The organism is Halorhodospira abdelmalekii (assembly GCF_016583625.1).
In the GTDB taxonomy this organism is placed as follows: domain Bacteria; phylum Pseudomonadota; class Gammaproteobacteria; order Nitrococcales; family Halorhodospiraceae; genus Halorhodospira; species Halorhodospira abdelmalekii.
In genome coordinates, this window is the sequence record NZ_NRRN01000023.1 from 1 (window position 1) to 16,730 (window position 16,730).

At 64.5% G+C, this 16,730-nt stretch carries 11 protein-coding genes; 1 reads left to right on the forward strand and 10 read right to left on the reverse strand.

Annotated features, from left to right (window positions below; all coding sequences use genetic code 11):
* Positions 1–301 precede the first annotated feature (301 nt).
* Entirely contained in the window at positions 302–784 is a 483-nt protein-coding gene (locus CKO15_RS07195) for a hypothetical protein (protein WP_200194014.1), read from the reverse strand.
* Between the two features lie 540 nt (positions 785–1,324).
* Entirely contained in the window at positions 1,325–3,667 is a 2,343-nt protein-coding gene (locus tag CKO15_RS07200) for an ATP-binding protein (protein ID WP_200194016.1), read from the reverse strand.
* A gap of 189 nt (positions 3,668–3,856) precedes the next feature.
* On the opposite strand from CKO15_RS07200, the gene CKO15_RS07205 reads away from it, so the two are divergent.
* The gene (locus CKO15_RS07205; RefSeq protein WP_200194018.1) at positions 3,857–4,606 is read left to right on the forward strand and encodes an HAD-IA family hydrolase; all 750 of its coding nucleotides are present in this window, start codon (positions 3,857–3,859) and stop codon (positions 4,604–4,606) included.
* A gap of 128 nt (positions 4,607–4,734) precedes the next feature.
* Here the strand turns inward: CKO15_RS07205 and dnaE are convergent, their stop codons facing one another.
* From dnaE to rseP, 8 genes are all read right to left on the reverse strand, one after another.
* Positions 4,735–8,376, reverse strand: coding sequence for a DNA polymerase III subunit alpha (gene dnaE, locus CKO15_RS07210; protein WP_200194020.1), 3,642 nt, complete (start codon positions 8,374–8,376; stop codon positions 4,735–4,737).
* A 71-nt stretch (positions 8,377–8,447) separates the two neighbouring features.
* Positions 8,448–9,704, reverse strand: coding sequence for a Coenzyme F420 hydrogenase/dehydrogenase, beta subunit C-terminal domain (locus CKO15_RS07215; RefSeq protein ID WP_242464632.1), 1,257 nt, complete (start codon positions 9,702–9,704; stop codon positions 8,448–8,450).
* 16 nt (positions 9,705–9,720) lie between these two features.
* Positions 9,721–10,311, reverse strand: coding sequence for a ribonuclease HII (rnhB, locus tag CKO15_RS07220; RefSeq protein WP_200194022.1), 591 nt, complete (start codon positions 10,309–10,311; stop codon positions 9,721–9,723).
* On the reverse strand, positions 10,308–11,528 hold the full coding sequence (gene lpxB, locus CKO15_RS07225) for a lipid-A-disaccharide synthase (RefSeq protein WP_338036015.1): 1,221 nt from the start codon (positions 11,526–11,528) through the stop codon (positions 10,308–10,310). The genes rnhB and lpxB overlap by 4 nt, the downstream gene beginning before the upstream one ends.
* Position 11,529: 1 nt before the next feature.
* The gene (lpxA, locus tag CKO15_RS07230) at positions 11,530–12,306 is read right to left on the reverse strand and encodes an acyl-ACP--UDP-N-acetylglucosamine O-acyltransferase (RefSeq protein WP_200194026.1); all 777 of its coding nucleotides are present in this window, start codon (positions 12,304–12,306) and stop codon (positions 11,530–11,532) included.
* Positions 12,303–12,767, reverse strand: a complete 465-nt coding sequence (gene fabZ / locus CKO15_RS07235) for a 3-hydroxyacyl-ACP dehydratase FabZ (protein ID WP_338036016.1) — start codon at positions 12,765–12,767, stop codon at positions 12,303–12,305. Before fabZ ends, lpxA begins: the two co-directional genes overlap by 4 nt.
* A 90-nt stretch (positions 12,768–12,857) precedes the next feature.
* Complete coding sequence (gene bamA / locus CKO15_RS07240) at positions 12,858–15,308, reverse strand: outer membrane protein assembly factor BamA (RefSeq protein WP_338036017.1); 2,451 nt, start codon at positions 15,306–15,308, stop codon at positions 12,858–12,860.
* A gap of 51 nt (positions 15,309–15,359) precedes the next feature.
* Positions 15,360–16,724, reverse strand: coding sequence for an RIP metalloprotease RseP (gene rseP / locus CKO15_RS07245; RefSeq protein WP_200194028.1), 1,365 nt, complete (start codon positions 16,722–16,724; stop codon positions 15,360–15,362).
* Between the last annotated feature and the right edge of the window lie 6 nt (positions 16,725–16,730).

Genomic DNA, 16,730 nt, shown 5'->3' on the forward strand with positions numbered 1-16,730 from the left:
TTCCAAGCCGTGCGGTACGCAATCCCCTTCTGTTTCGCCCACGCGCTTAACTTGGTACTCTTCATGCGGAGAATATTGGCATAGACAAGCATGTTCGTCTATCTATTTTTGCAACTGTTTGAACCCCTTATCGATTGAAGTTAAGGTGATAAATACGACCTACCGCCGGTAGGCCATTACACGCAGCGGCTCAGCCACTACGATGTAATCCTGTGTTGTCCTTGTGGCCCCTCAGGGCACTCGCCCTACGGCTGCGATCCGTGCACCCGCATCACGGGCCTGCTGCGACACCCCACGACAGCTATGGCGTGATGAAGCCCCTGAAAGCCAAGCTGCCGAAGTACATACTCGATTCCACAGTAATCTCAAGGTTATGCCCGGTGAGCGTGTAGCTCGCGGAGCGGCCGATCACATTGGGCACCGGCTGCTGATTGACGCCGGAGACGCTGGTCGACTTCGATGGCGCCTCGCCGCCAACCGCCAGGGCAATCGAGGCACCGGATGTCGATGTCATGTAGGTTGCGGCAATGGCGGGAAGGCCCTCGGGTATGGTCTTGTTGGTTAAGGTTTTGCTGCTCGTCACGGTGTGAACCAAGTTGCCATTGGCGTCGGCGAAGGACTCGGAGAGAGCCGCCGCCGTGGGCCCGAAGGTCAGTGTGCCGGCGGTGACCCGATCCATCTGAGATGCATCGAGGGCCACAGGACCAGCCGACGGCCCAGCAGCCAGACCGGCGGTTGAGAGACCGAGCATTGCGCAACCCAGAACTCGCGCGATCGTCGTCATGGAACGGACTCCTATCTTGTTCGGCAATGTTGTGAAGCAACCACCGCCCGGAAGGTCTGGTTGGCCGAAGCGGTCTTGCGCCAGCGATCCAGCATCGAGGCAGCTTTTCAAGGCTTGCCAGCAGTAAAAAGCAGGAACCGTGCCAAAAAATAACCTTTTGTTTTTGATTTGTTTTTTTAGGAGAAGAGCCGGGAGTGTATCTGCCGCGGAACACATCCATTGGGGGAATAGGCGCACATCAGGCGCAAAAAGGGATAGAAGCCACGGCTTGAAGCGGTGACCGGCGCAATCGGCAAGCTGTACGGATCGGATACGGCTCTGGCGGGGGGCGCTTAGAGCAGAGGAGCGGGTTCAAGCGGGTATTTCAGGCAAACAGGCAGTTACGGCATGCAACGGCCGTATCGTGGGTGTTCAAATTCTTGATATCACCCCAGAGTCCCACGCCGCCCCTCTCGAAGAGCGCCACTGAACGAGGCGCCCCGAGGGAAGGAAGATCAATGAATAAGGGGATGCAGCCGCACCGCGCACCCACAGCGCACGCTACATAGCCGCCATCTGCACCTTGCCCAGCATGGTGTCGGCCTTCTCCCGCTCTTCGGCGGCCTCGCGGGTACCGAGTTCCTGTTCCAGCGCCGTGAAGACCTCGGCTAGGGCCTGGAAGTACGGCAAAGCGTCCTCCGGGGTGCGTGTTGCCAAAACAGCCATGCCGACACGCTCATTGGCCAATCCGTAGGCACGCCGCGCGGCCAAACCGCCGGGGGTTGCCGCCAGCTCGCGGGCAAGTTCGCGGCGTAACTCCAAGGCCTGGAAGTAGTGCGACAAGGCACCCTCAGGGCCATCGACCGCCTCAAGCACGCCGCCGTAGCGCTCCAAGGCCAAGGCCCAATCCTTGCGCGCCTCGGGGGTCAGGTGTTCGGCCGCCAACCGTTCGCGCAACTCGAGCGCCTTCTGGTAGTAGCTGAGTGCGGCCTCGGGCGATTGTGAGGTCTGCAGCGCGTAGCCGACACGACTCAGCGCGACGCTGTAGTCGCGGCGGGCGCGCACCGTTCCCTGCTCCTCGGCCAAGGTCTCGGCGATCTCACACCAGTGCTGATAGTAGGGCAGCGCGGCACTCGCCCCCTCCTCCTCCAAGATGGCATCGCCGAGGCGTTCGAGGGTAACCCCCCACTCGCGGCAGGTCTCGGCCTCTTCGGTGGTGCGGGCTGCCTCTTCGAGCAGCTCGATCGCCCGCCGGTAGGCCGGGATTGCCGCTCCTGGGCCACTGTGTTCGTAGAGCTGGTCACCACGCCGCGCCTGCTCCAGGCCACGATCGACCAGCGGCCGGCTCGGGTCTTCGGCGGCATCGTACGAGACCACGTGTCCCGGGGGGGCTGCTGCCAATTCGCCCACCCCTCCCCCGGGGGCGCCGCCGGCGTAGCCGGCACCGTAACCAGCGCTAGCGCCCGCTGCCCCGGTGTAGCCCGTCGCCGGAGCCCCCGCTCCGGTATAGGGCAGCGCCTGCTGAGCACCCCACGAGAGCTCCGACATCTCACGCTGGATCTGGGCAAACTGCGCCATCGCTTCACGTGCCAACTGCTGCGCTAGGCTCTGCGGCAACTGCGCCGGTAGTGCACCGCTGCCGTGAAGCTCCTCGCGCAGCTGCAGCGCCCGGCGAAAGTGTGGCAATGCTGCCTCAGTGCCAGCAACAGCCTCCAGGGCTCCGGCCAACCGGTCAAGCGCCTGCGCCCAGCGCAGACGGGCCTGCTGCCGGCTGCGTGCGGCCTGCCGCCGCTCGCGCACCTCGTGCAGGTGACGCTCAGCGGTCGACTCGCGCCGGCGTCCGGACGCCGTCTCAATCTCCGCCGAGAGCTCCGACTCGCTCCCTGCCCGGCCAGACTCCGACGCCGCAGCGGCCTCGCCGCCTTCGCCTGCGCCTTCACCATCGCTCTCATCGAGCGCTGTGGCCTCCTCAGCGAGTTCTTCGCAAAGCTCGACGGCATCGCGATAGTACGGCAGCGCACGGGCCGGACCGTCGCTGAGCTCAAGCACCCGGGCGAGGCGTTCGAGGGCCGCACTCCAATCCTCGCGCGCCTCATCGTCGCCGAGTTCAAGGGTCAAGTTTTCGGCGATCTCCTGCCACTGTTCATAGCAGGGCAGAGCCGCTGCTGGTCCCTCGACGGCAAAGAGGACGTCACCGAGACGTTCCAAAGCGTGCCCCCACTCGCGCTCGATCTCACCCTCCGGCTGCCGGCGCGCCGCCTCCTCAAGGAGCTCGCTGGCCTCGCTGTAGGCGGCGATGGCCGCTTCAGCACCGCGCCGACGACGCAACTCATCGCCCTTGCGCAGCCACTTACGGGCGCGCTGCAGCAGCGTCGCGGCGGCATCGTGGGGCGACGACGAGCCCTCACTGCCCCGCCGGGCGACGGCCCGGCCCGGCATTTCGACCGGCGAGTGGTCTGCGGTATGGGGCAAAGCGGGCGTCGGTGGCGCATTCGTGGCCTGATCCGGGACCGACTCTGGAGCCGACTCTGGGGCCGACTCTGGGGCCGACTCTGGGGCCGACTCTGGGGCCTGAGCCGAGGCCGACTCTGGGGCGGTGTCTAGACTGGGTTCGGGAGCGCGCTGCGCACGCTGGGCCGACTGGGCTCGCTGCCCGCCCGGTTTGACCTCGGAGCGACGTCTCGGCGCCTGATCGCTGCGCACTGCCCCCGCAGCCTCTCCGCCCCGTTCCGCGGGCGCACTGGCGGCACCGCGATCAACCACCGCCTGCTGATACCAGCGACTGATGGTCTGCGCCGAGGGGGCATACTGCTTGGCCAACTCACGTGGGCTGTGCCCTTCACGCACCAACCCGATCAGCTTGCGTTGGAGTTGCGCCGAGTACTTGTGTCCGGATTGCGCCATGGGTTACGGCCCTCTACTATGACTCGATTCGTATGGGTATTCGTATGGGTATGGCCTGGGCAACGTCGGCAAGGCTGGTGCGGTTGCCGCACCCGACCCGAGCGGCGAGGCTCGATCGTCGGGTAGTCTTAATCGCCGAAAGCGCACTGAACGGGCTTCACCTTACCAACGACTCGATCATCCACTGGTATGGGGGCTATTGTACACATGCCGCAGGCGCTGCTGTTCGATGTCGACGGCACTTTGGCCGATACCGAGGGCGATGGCCATCGCCCGGCCTTCAATGCCACCTTTGCCGCTCACGGCCTCCCTTGGCACTGGGACCGGGAGCGTTATCGCCACCTGCTCGCTGAGGTGCCCGGCGGTCGCGAGCGCATTGTCTACGAACTCCGACGCAACCCGCCAACCACCCCGCTGCCTGAGCCCCTTGAGACCTTCGCCGAAACGCTGCATCAGGAGAAGAACCAGCGCTACGCCGAGATCGTCCGCAGCGGCGCCATCCGCCCCCGAATGGGCATCTTGCGCCTGATCGCCGAGGCCCACGCCGCCGGCACAGCACTCGCCATTGTCACGACCAGCGCCCGCCGCAATGTCACCGCCCTGCTTGAGCACGCCTTTCCGCCGGCCCTCCAGGGCGTCTTTACGGTCATGGTCTGCGGCGAAGATGTCGCCGCCAAAAAACCCGACCCAGAGGCCTACCGGCTCGCCCTGGAACAACTCGGCCTCCCGGCAGCGGCGTGCTTGGCCGTCGAAGACTCGGTGAACGGCCTACGATCGGCGCGTGCTGCCGGACTCGCAACGCTGGTTACGCGCAATGAGTGGAGCGCCGGGGACGACTTCTCCGGGGCACTCGCCGTCGTCGATCATCTCGATGAGCGCGGCGACGGTCATCCGGTGACTTTAGAGTGGCTTGCCGCGGCCCTCGCCGCCACCTCCTAGCGCCGAGCTCTTTGTTACTCGCGGTTACTATGTTACCCGCGGTTACTATGGCCGACTCCAGGTTGCTTAGGATGGCTCCAGCGCCACACTCCGGGCGTGCCTGGCGCACCTGCACTTGAGCGCCCTGCTCAGCCACCGCCGCCTGGATACTCGATCCACGGCGGCTCGCCGAAGAGGCCTTCGAGGCCCTGCAGCAGTTCATCGCTCGGGCGCACGCTCCAGTGCCCATCGAAGAGCAGGCGTGCGACCGCCTGCGGATGGCGGTAGTGCACCTCAAGCCGGCTGCTCCCGCCGCCGTGGGCGCTGAGCAGCTCACGCAGCGGCAGTACCAGACCATTCGCGGCGCGCTGCGCGCTCACCGGCATGACCACCCGCCCCTTAGCTCGCTCGCGCGCTTGGGCGATATCGAGCACCTCTTCGCCAGTGATCCGATAGCCACCAGTAAAGTCGTCGTAGTCGAGCGTCCCGCAGACGACGAGCAGGGCGTCTTTGATCACCACCCGGCGACAGCGGGCGAAGGCCTCGGGGAAGAGCACGACCTCAATGCGCCCGGTCCGATCGTCCAAGGTCATGGTAGCCAAGCGCCCACCCGTAGCGGTGTTGCGCACGCGCAGCGCCACGACGAGACCGGCGGCGATCACCCGCTTCCCGCGGTTGCGGCCGTAGCCATTGCCGGCGCCGCCGCCGGCACCACCATTTCCGCCGCCGCTTGTAGCACCGAAGCCGGCGGCTAACCGGTGCAGACGATCGCTGGCCAGATACGGCAGCTCCTCCTCGTAGCGGTCGATCGGATGTCCAGTCAAATAGAGCCCGAGCGTCTCCTTCTCACCGGCCAGGCGCTCCTCCTCCGGCCACTCGGCCTGCTCGGCCACCGCCTCGGCTCGCTGCACCCGCTCGAGGGCCGGAGATTCAAGGCCACCGAAGAGATCGCCCTGGCCAACCGCCTGATTGCGCGAGACCTGTTCGGCGGCAGCCAATGCTGCCGGGATCTGCGCCATGGCACTGGCACGGTTCGGCACGAGTGAGTCGAGGCTCCCCGAGCGGCATAGCGCCTCTAAGACGCGCCGATTGGCCCGACCGGTATCGATGCGCCGGCACAGCTCAAAGAGGTCAGCAAAGGGACCGGAGCGCTCCCGCTCCCCGAGGATGGCATCGAGCGCCGACTCCCCGACCCCCTTGATGGCCCCGAGACCGTAGACGATCGTCGCCTCGTCGAGCGCTCGAAAGGCCTTATCGCTGCGGTTGATATCGGGCGGCAGCACCTCAAGACGCATCACCCGCGCCTCATCGAGGAAGGTGACGACCTTATCGGTGTTATCCATATCGGAGGAGAGCACTGAGGCCATGAAGGGCGCCGGATAGTGCGTCTTAAGCCAGGCGGTCTGGTAGGAGAGCAAGGCGTAGGCAGCCGAGTGGCTCTTGTTAAAGCCGTAGGCGGCAAAGCTCTCCATCAGATCGAAGATGCCGGCTGCCTTCTCCTCGGGGATCCCCTTTTGCTGCGCCCCGGCGATAAAACCGGCGCGCTGCTTCGCCATCTCTTCGGGCTTCTTCTTGCCCATGGCACGGCGCAGCAGATCGGCCTGACCGAGGCTGTAACCGGCCAATACCTGGGCGATCCGCTGCACCTGCTCCTGATAGAGGATCACCCCGTAGGTCGTCCCGAGCACCGGCTCGAGATCGGGGTGGTGGAGCTCGCGGTTCGGATAGCCGGCGATCTTGACTCGGCCGTGCTTGCGTTCGACGAACTCATCGGCCATCCCCGACTGCAGCGGCCCGGGTCGAAAGAGTGCGACTAGAGCGACGATCTCCTCGAAGCGATCGGGTTGCAACCGCTTGATCAGCTCCTTCATACCGCGCGATTCGAGCTGAAAGACGGCCGTCGTCGCGCAGCGCTTGAGCAACGCAAAGGTCGCTGGATCGTCGAGCGGCACAGCGTCGATGTCGAGCAGCGCCTCGTTGCGCTCTTGTCGCAGCCGATTGACCGCCTGCACCGTCCAGTCGATGATGGTCAGAGTGCGCAGGCCGAGGAAGTCGAACTTGACCAGCCCAACCGCCTCGACGTCGTCCTTATCGAAGTGCGTTGCGACCTTCCACGATTCGGCCGCCCCGCGCTCATCGGGGTCGCAGTAGAGGGGAGAGAAGTCGGTCAGGTCGCTCGGGGCGATCACCACCCCACCGGCGTGCTTACCGACGTTGCGCGCCATCCCTTCGAGGCGCCGGGCGGTGTCGATCAGCTCGCGGACATCTTCGTTGTTGTCGTACTCGGCGCGCAGGTCCTCTTCCTGCTCCAGCGCCCGATCGAGCGTCATTCCCAACTCAAAAGGGATCAGCTTGGCGATGCGATCGACGTAGCCGTAGGCGTGTCCATGGACCCGACCGACATCGCGCACAACGGCGCGGGCGGCCATCGTGCCGTGGGTGGCGATCTGTGCCACCTTCTCGGCGCCGTAGCGCCGCGAGACGTACTCGATGACCTCGTCGCGGCGCTCCATGCAGAAGTCGATATCGAAATCGGGCATCGAGACCCGTTCCGGGTTCAAAAAGCGCTCAAAGAGCAGATCGTAGCGCAGCGGATCGAGGTTGGTGATACCGAGGGCGTAGGCGACCAGCGAACCGGCCCCCGAGCCGCGTCCCGGCCCGACCGGGATGGCGTTCTCCCGCGCCCAGCGGATAAAGTCGGCGACGATCAAAAAGTAGCCGGGAAAGCCCATCTGCTCGATGACGGCGAGTTCGTGATCGAGGCGCTGCTGATAGATCGACGCGACCTCATCGGGCTTCTCATCGGCGGCGACGCCGCGCTGCTCGAGGCGGTGAGCCAGTCCCTGTTCGGCTTCGCGGCGCAGCAGTGAGGCGACGGTCTCCCCTTCCGGCACCGGAAAATCGGGCAAATGGGCAGTGCCGAGCTCCAGATCGACACTGCAGCGCTCGGCGATATTTACAGTCGCTGCCAATGCCTCGGGCAGATCGGCGAAACGCTCGGCCATCTCGGCGGCAGTGGCGAAGTACTGCTGTGCGGTGTAGGGGCGGGAGCGGCGTGGATCGTCGAGGGTGCGCCCCTCGTGGATGCAGACTCGGACCTCGTGGACATCGAAGTCGTCGCTGCGCATAAAGCGCACATCGTTCGTGGCGACCACCGGCACCTGGTGTTCGGCGGCCAATTCGACGGCAGCGTGCAGGTGCTGCTCATCGCCCGGGCGCCCGAGGCGATGGACCTCAAGGTAGTAGTTTTCGGCCCCGAAGGTCGCGCGGTGCTCGTCGAGGTAGGCCGTCGCCGTCGCTGCATCGCCGCGCAGCAGCGCCGCTCCGACATCGCCGCTCGCCCCGCCCGAGAGGGCCAGCAGGCCGGCGTGATCCTCGCGCAGCCAGGCACGTTCGATCATCGGCAGGTCGCTGCCACCCCCGGCAGCGCCATTGCGCCCACTCTGCCCGATCCGGCCGCTGCGATAGGCGCGACTGAGCAGGCGAGAGAGGGTGCGCAGACCGTCGCCGTCGCGACACAGCAGGGTTAGGCGCGAGCACCCGAGCGGCGCGGCCGGGTCCTCGAGCCAGATGTCGCTGCCGACGATCGGCTTGACCCCAGCGGCCAACGCCGCCTTGTAGAACTTGACCATGCCGAACAGGTTCGACTGATCGGTCAGGGCCACCGCCGGCATCCCCTGCGCACGCGCAGCGGCGACCAACTCCTTGATCCGCACCGCACCATCGACCAGCGACAGCTCGCTGTGTACGCGCAGATGGACGAAACCGAGCGGCGCTTGCTCCTCCGCCATGACCACTCACTCACCCGGTCGTTATGCCGGCCTAAGGCCAGCGTTTAGCATTCGAATCTCGATATGCTCGCTCAGGAGCCGTCCGGGTCGATGACCGAAGCGTACGGTTTAGCGAGCTCGCGGACGTGCTCCGGCACCATCGTATCTAGCCGCTCCGGCGCCATCTGCCGTAAGTGGATCAGCGTCTCGCCGGCCTTCATCTCCACCCGAGCGCGGGCGAACTCCAGCCCGCGCGGCCCCATATACGGCATTAGACGACTCATGATGGGACGCAGCCAATTGGGCATCCGGCGGACCGGCAAGCCGCTTGCCGCCCGCTCGGTGTTGCGCAGATAGCCGGTAACCGCGCTGGTCCGCTTACCGGCGCTGCCGGTCGGGCGCAGCAGCAACTCATCGCCGAGCAGATTGAGCAGATGGCGGCCACGCTCGTTGCGCACAATCAGCCACTGCTCGCCCCGCCCTCCCATGCTGCCGATCACCACATCGGCGAGAACATTGGTGTAATCGACACAGGTCCGACAGGTCAGAGGGAAGAAGTCGGGGGAGAGCTTAGCGAGCGGCAGCTGCAAGAAGGGGATCTCCTGCTTACGCCCGCCCTCGAAGCGCAGCTCGACGTAGTGATCGGGACGAAACTCGAGGTAGGTTACATCGTTCGGATCGTCGGCGAAAAAGGTCAAAAACTCATGAAAGCGCGGCGTATCGGTGTTATCCGCACAGGGGGTACCGATGACATCCAAGCGCTCGAAGCCGAGCTCCTGCTCGAGCACCCGCAGCGGATAGGCCTGACACGGCATCGCGATCACCGCCAGCCGCTTATAGCCGCGCGCCAATGCTGGCTCGAGCAGCGCCAACAACGGGGCAAAGCCGATGCGCATGCCGCGGCAGATCTGCAACCCGGCCGGCTCGGTGATCAGCACCGGCACCGGCTGCCAGCGATCCTCCGCCGAGCTCGTCACGGTCAGCACGGCGTCGACCTCACCGGCCTCCAGCAGACGCTCGGCGATCCGCGTCGTGATCCCGGTCCACTGCGCCCCCGGCAGCGGCGAGCGCAGCGAGGCTTGGTACATGGACTGGTAAGGGCCGAAGTGGAGCTCATCAGGGCGGTACGGCAGGCGCGCCCGCCCGTGGACCTGCTGCTCGAGCCGCGGATAGTCGGGGCGAATAAACTGGCACGCCTGACCGCAGCGTTTCGCTCGCTCACTGCGCGAGAGCCCGCAATCGGTGCACAGCGCCCGCGCAGCAGGCTCCTTTAGCACCGGGCTCCAACAGCCTGCAGGCACTTCGGACGACCAGAACTGCACCGGGCTCTCCGTCATCGAGCGAATCATCAGACCTCTCCGTTTGTTATTCAGTGCTCTTAAGGATCGACACTCGCACAGGAGCGAAGCTGCGGCGGTGGAGCGGACACGGCCCCCAGCGCTGCAACGCGCTGCGATGCGCAGCGGTCCCATACCCTTTGTGAGCGGCAAATCCGTACTCGGGATAGTGGTCATCCCACTCCCGCATCTCGGCATCGCGTGCCGTCTTCGCCAAGATCGACGCCGCGGCAATAGCCAACTCCGTGCCATCGCCCCCGACGACCGCCCGGGCCGGGCACGGCAGCGATTCGGGCAGCTCACGACCATCGATCAGCAGTCCCCCGGGAGCGGTCGTAAGCGCCGCCACCGCTCGCCGCATCGCCAGGAAAGTCGCCTGGCGGATGTTGAGCCGATCGATCTCCTCGACCTCTGCACGCCCCAGCGCCCAGGCAGCAGCGTGCTCGCGAATCGCCGCCGCCAACTGCTCGCGCTGCTTAGCGCGCAAGCGCTTCGAGTCGGTCACGCCCGCCACCGGTCGCTCCAGGATCACCGCCGCGGCGACCACCGGACCCGCCCACGGGCCGCGTCCGACCTCATCGACACCGGCGACCGGCGTCGGCAATAGTACCGCCGTCACGGCAATAACTCCAAGACCGCAGCGGCGGCACGCCGCTCGGCGCCACCCTCGGCACTCGCCGCCGCACCTGCCGCTGCACCGCCAGAGAGCTCTTGATGCAGCTGACTGAAACGACTCAACAGGGCGGAGCGCGCTGCCGTATCATCGAGCCAGTAGTCCAGCGCTGCACTCAGGCGCGGCGCATCGACCTGCTCCTGAAAAAACTCCGGCACCAAAGCCTCCTGTGCCAGCAGGTTCGGCAGCGAGACCCACGGCACCTGAATCATACGCTTGACCAGTTGAAAAGTAAGTGGCGAGACCCGATACGCCACGACCATTGGGCACTTCGCCAACATCACCTCTAAGGTGGCCGTTCCCGAGGCGACCAGTGCCACATCGGCGGCACTTGCCGCAGCAGCGACATCACCATCGAGCAGGTGCAGCCGCTCCTGGGCCACTCCAGCACTCAACAGCGCCTCGAATATCGGCGTACGCCACGACGCCAAGGCCACCGGCACCACCACATGCAACCCCGGGCGTTGCGCAGCGAGCTGTGCAGCCGTCTCGGCGAAGGGCGGCAACAGCCGCTCGATCTCGCTGTCACGGCTCCCCGGCAACAGCGCCAATACAGTCGCCTGAGCCGGGATCTGCAAGCGCGCCCGCGTCTGCGCACGCTCCGGATGCAACGGTAGACGATCGGCCGCCGGGTGGCCGACACAGACTGCATCGACACCGCTTGTGGCGTAGAGACGCTGCTCGAAGGGATAGAGCGTGAGCATTCGGTCGACGGCGCGCTCGATAGTGCGGATGCGACCGCGCCGCCACGCCCACACGGTCGGGCTGACGTAGTGCACCGTCGGCACTCCAGCGGCGCGCAGACGCTGCTCGAGCGAGAGGTTGAAATCGGGCAGGTCGATGCCGATGAAGAGATCGGGAGGGGCGTTGCGCCAACGCTCGACCAGCGCCCGACGCAACCGCAGCAGGCGCGGCAAGTGGCGGACGATCTCACTGAGCCCGACTAGCGCCAACCCATCCATCGGAGCGACCGGCTGCAATCCGGCCGCCTGCATCTGCGCCCCGCCGACCCCCTCAAACGACAACCCGGGGCACTGCTCCTGCAAAGCGCGCATCAAGGCGCCGCCGAGTACGTCGCCCGAGGGCTCACCGGCGAGCAACGCAATCCGCCACTCGGCTGCCGCAGCCCCCCCCGCCCCTGCCGCTCGCTCCGTCGAACTCACATCAGCGCAGCAAGCCGCGCTTGCTCTCGTCGATAAAGTGGACCATCTGCTGCACCTCCTGCGAATCGGCAAACTGCTCAGCGATCTGGTCCCGCGCATCCTCAAGGCGCAGCCCCTGCCGATAGAGGACTCGATAAGCCTGTTTGATCGCACGAATCCGGCGATCTTCAAAACCGTGCCGGCGCAATCCCACCGAATTGATGCCGCGCGGCACCGCCATCTGTCCTGAGACGGTCACAAAGGGCGGCACATCGCGGTTAATGCCGCTGCCAAAGCCACAAAAGGCGTATGAACCAATTCGGCAAAACTGATGAACCAAGGCGAATCCACCCAACGTCGCGTAATCCCCGACATCGACGTGGCCAGCCAACGACGCCGAGTTGGCAAAGAGCAGATGATTGCCCAAGGTGCAGTCGTGCGCGATGTGGCAGTAGGCCATCAGCCAGTTGTGGTCACCGATGCGCGTCTCACCGCGCCCCTGCACCGTACCCCGGTGGCATGTGACGAACTCGCGAATGGTGTTGCCATCGCCGATGATCAAGCGCGTCGGCTCACCTTTATACCCCTTGTGCTGCGGCGCTTCACCGAGCGCCGCAAACTGGTAGATGCGGTTATCGCGGCCGATCTGCAACGGCCCCCGCAGCACTACGTGGGGTCCAATCCAGGTGCCCTCGTCGATCTCGACATCGGGACCGATGACGGTAAACGGTCCGACCTCGACATCTTCGCCTAAGGCAGCCTTCGGGTCGACCGATGCTTGCGGGTGGACGCGACTCAAACTGAGCGCACCGTACAACGGACCTCACACTCGGCGGCCAGCGTACCGTCGACCGTACCCTTAGCATCGAAGATCCAGATGCCACGGGTGATGCGCCGCACTGAAACCTCATGCTGCAAGCAGTCACCGGGCTCCACCGGGCGCTTGAAACGGGCCTTGTCGATGCCAACCAAATAGAGGACGTCGTTTTCGCTCAAGGTGTCCTGAACACTCTTGAACGCCAACATCCCACACGCCTGCGCGAGCGATTCGAGGATCAGCACACCGGGCATCACCGGCTTTTGCGGAAAGTGACCGACAAAAAACGGCTCGTTGATCGTGACATTCTTGATACTGACCAAATGCTCATGCGGAGTGTAGCTCAACACCCGATCGATCAGAAGCATCGGATAGCGGTGCGGCAACAACTCCATAATGCCGGCAATGTCGGTCCGCCCCTGCTCCGCTTGCTGTTCGCTCACCCTTGCCTTCCTCCTCTTTTCGTTCCTTCGCTCACCGGCCACCACCAGCGACCGGTCACTAGCGCTTCAACCAAGGCTCACCGCAGCGCCCTAGAACTCGGTCCCCAGTGAGAACTGGAACGTCTCGGTACGGTCATCGTCGCTCTCATTTAACGGTTCGGACAAGCTGAATGTCAACGGACCGACCGGAGACATCCAGATCAGTGCCAGACCGGCAGCCGCACGCAGCTCGCGCAGATCGAACTGATCGAGTCCCGCCGGCTTGACGTTATCGCCATCGGCAAGACCAGGGTAGCGCTCAAGCCTAGTGTTAAAGACTTGACCAGCATCGATAAAAGCGGCCATACGCACCGACTGCGCCTCTGGCGTCGGCGGGAAGATGACCTGTGCCTTAGCCAGAAGACGAGCATTCCCGCCGATCGGCTCATCGCGATCGACGGTGCGCGGCCCCAGATAGTTACCGCGATAGCCGCGTACCGTGCGAACACCACCAGCGTAGTAGTGCTCGAAGAAGGGCAATTTTTGCGAATCGCCATAGCCATCGCCATACGAGGCCTGCCCCTCCACCGAGAAGGCGGTCTTCTCGCCGAGCCACGGCAACGGCCAGTAGCGCCGATGCTCGTAGGTCAGCTTGTAAAACTCCTGATCGGCCCCAGGCAGCGTCCCCTCGATAAAGAGGCGCTGCCGCCCGCCGGCGGTCGGAAAGATGCCGCGATCGCGGGTATCACGCAGCCAGGAGAGGCGCGGCTTGACCATGCCGAAGCGATTGCCCTCGGCCTCCAGATAGTCGGTAATCCAATCCGGGGTGCGCTCGCGCTCATCGATCCCTATGTGCTCATAGCGCAGCCGTCCGGCAAAGCGGTCGACCTCGCTGACCGGAACACTGTACTCGACCGATGCGTGACCCGATTTCAGGTCGTAGTCGGAAAGATCGGCACGCCGTGCCCGGGTCTCGCGGTAACCTGCCGAGAGCGTCCTGGAGACCCCCTCGATGGTATGGAAACGGTCCGTATAGGAGACGTCGTAGATGTTCGAGACCTGGGAGTTGTTGATGGTCATGCTCAGGCGGTCACCGGTACCGACAACGTTATCCTGCGAGACAGCAAAGTTGACCAGGAGCCCCTGTACATCCCCGTAGCCGACCCCGGCCTGGAGCTGTCCGGTCATGCGCTCCTGCACACTGACATCGACATCGACCCGGTCGTCGCTGCCCGGCACCCGCGGCGTATCGATATTGACAAAATCGAAAAACCCAAGGCGATTGAGACGGGTCTGGGAACGCCGCAGAGCATCACTTGACAGCGGTGCCCCTTCGAGCTGCCGCATCTCCCGGCGGATGACCTCGTCTTGAGTCCGCTGATTGCCGGTGATGTTGATTCGCCGCACGTAGACCCGTGCACCCGGATCGACGAAGTAGGTCAGACTGACCACACGCTCGTGCTCATCGACCACCGGTCGCACCTGGACCTCGGCGAAGGCGTAGCCCTCTTTGGCCAGACGTGCTTGAATCGCCTCGATGCCGGCGTTGATGCGACTGCGCGAGTAGAGATCACCCGGCTGCAACTCGATGCGCTCGCGCAACTCTTCAGCCGGAACCACGAGGTGGCCGCGAACGTTGATCGTGCCCACTGTGTACTGCTCGCCTTCATCGACGTGGACCGTGATAAAGACATCGCGGCGCTCGGGACCGATTGAGACCTGGGCCGAAGTGATGGAAAATTCGAGGTAGCCGCGATCGAGGTAGTGGCTGCGTACGCTCTCAAGGTCGTTCGCCAGCATGCCGCGGGCGTAACGGTGGCGCTGCGACCACGGCGCCCACCAGCGTTGCGGGGTCAACTCCAGCAAACCGCGCAACTCGCGATCCGAAAAGACTTCGTTGCCAACGAAGTGAATGTCGCGAATCTCAGCGACCTCGCCCTCGTCGATATCGATGCGAATCGCCACCCGATTGCGCGGCAGCGGCGAGACCGTACTCTCGACCGTCACCCCATACTTACCCTGGGCAAAGTACTGCTGGACCAGTTCGCGCTCGATTTCAGAGAGCTGCGCCCGGTTGAAGATCTGCCCTTCCGCCAGACCGGCGCTGCGCAAGGCATCGCGTAAGTCGTCATCACGGATCTGCTCATTGCCTTCGATCTCCAGGCGCGCCACCGAAGGGCGCTCCTGGACGCGCACGACCAGCACCTGCTCGTCACGCAACAACTCGACATCGCGGAAGAACCCGGAGCGATAGAGCGCGCGGATGGCGTTCGCCACCTCACCGGCACCGATCTGATCACCCGGCTCAATCGGCAGGTAGTTGAAGACTGTCCCCTCGGCGATCCGTTCCAGCCCCTCGACCTGGATCTCCTCGACGATAAAGCTGTTCGCAGCGAACGCCTGCTGCCCCAGCAGCCCCAAGCACGCCAGGCTCAGCACCCCGGATAGCGATAGCAACCCTACGCGCAGACCACGCCAGTGAATCAAGCCACACCCCGCCGTATGGCCAGCCCCGACACCACCATTCGCCTCATAACCACCACACCTTGCCGCATCATCCACCCGCTTACTGCTCCGTTACGCCGAGCCCGTAGCTCGCTCGATCTGCGCCGCCTACCCGAGGATGCGCGCGAAGTCGTTATACAGCGCCAAGCTCATGATCGCGATGATCATCACGATGCCAACCCGTTGACCAATCAACAGCGCCTGATTGGAGGGCGGGCGCCCGGAAAGGGCTTCGTATCCCAGATAGAGCAGATGTCCACCATCGAGCACAGGGATCGGCAACAAATTCACCACACCGAGGGTGACGCTAATCAGTGCCAAGAAGAACAGAAAGGCGGTCAGACCGATCGCTGCGGTCTCACCGGCAAACTCGCCAATCGTCACCGGCCCGCCAATGTTCTGCAGACTCGCCTCGCCGACAACGATGCGAGCAATCATCTTCAACGTCAGCGTCGTCGTCTCCCAGGTCCGCTCCAGCCCGACCACGAACCCCTCCAGGGGACCGTGTTTCACCTCGCGGATCACGCGCTCGCGATACCCTTCTGGGATCTGCGGACTGACCCCAAGGCGACCCACCTCCTGATCGCCGCGCTGTATCGCACCGAGAGTCACCGCCAGCGTCCCTGAGGCCCCGTCACGCTCGTAGCCGATTTCGACCGTTTCGCCAGCGCGCGGTTCCAGTTCGCGGGTCAATTCTCGCCACGTCTCCACCGGCTCGCCGGCGACCGTGAGGATCCGGTCTCCCGGACGCAGACCCGCCTCTCCCGCCGGCCCCTCATCCGGCACATGGCCGAGGAGCGTATCCAGGGTCGGCAGGTACATGTAGAGACCGATCGTGCCGAGGACATCGACGGTGTCACGGAGCTTCGGCTCAGCGGCCAAGTTCAGATAGTAGGTCTGCTCCCGGCCATCCTCCGTGCGCACAAGGATCGGCAACGCTTCATGACGGAAGCCGACATCGAGAATGATCATCACCGAGCGCTGCCACGTCGGCGCTTCACGCCCGGCAATGCTCAGGATCTCTTGTCCACGCTCCAGGCCAGCCTCAGCCGCCGGGGTCCCCTCCGGTGGTTGATCGATAATCGGCCGCTGCTGCTCGGTGCCGATCACCGCCACCGCCCAATAAATGAGTATGGCGAAGAGGAAATTCGCCGCCGGTCCGGCGAGAATAACCGCCGCCCGCTGCTTCAAAGGTCGGCTATTAAGGCTACGCTCCTGCTCTTCGGTCGTCAGATCGCCTTCGCGGCCATCGATCATCTGGACGTAACCACCGAGCGGGATCGCTGCAATCACGTATTCGGTGTAATCAGGCGCCTTCCCGCGCCAACGCAGCAGGGGGCGACCAAAACCGATGGAGAAGCGCCGTACTTTGATCCCGAAACGCCGCGCGACAAAAAAGTGACCGGCTTCATGGATCCCCACCAAGATGGTGATCGCAACGAGGAAGGCAAGGATGCTCCAGATGAGGGTCATAGGGTA

Bases quoted from the DNA above. Each gene is read 5' to 3' on its own strand.
- CKO15_RS07195 (WP_200194014.1), bottom strand. From the start codon at position 784: ATGACGACGATCGCGCGAGTTCTGGGTTGCGCAATGCTCGGTCTCTCA.
- CKO15_RS07200 (WP_200194016.1), bottom strand. From the start codon at position 3,667: ATGGCGCAATCCGGACACAAGTACTCGGCGCAACTCCAACGCAAGCTG.
- CKO15_RS07205 (WP_200194018.1), top strand. From the start codon at position 3,857: ATGGGGGCTATTGTACACATGCCGCAGGCGCTGCTGTTCGATGTCGAC.
- dnaE (WP_200194020.1), bottom strand. From the start codon at position 8,376: ATGGCGGAGGAGCAAGCGCCGCTCGGTTTCGTCCATCTGCGCGTACAC.
- CKO15_RS07215 (WP_242464632.1), bottom strand. From the start codon at position 9,704: ATGATTCGCTCGATGACGGAGAGCCCGGTGCAGTTCTGGTCGTCCGAA.
- rseP (WP_200194028.1), bottom strand. From the start codon at position 16,724: ATGACCCTCATCTGGAGCATCCTTGCCTTCCTCGTTGCGATCACCATC.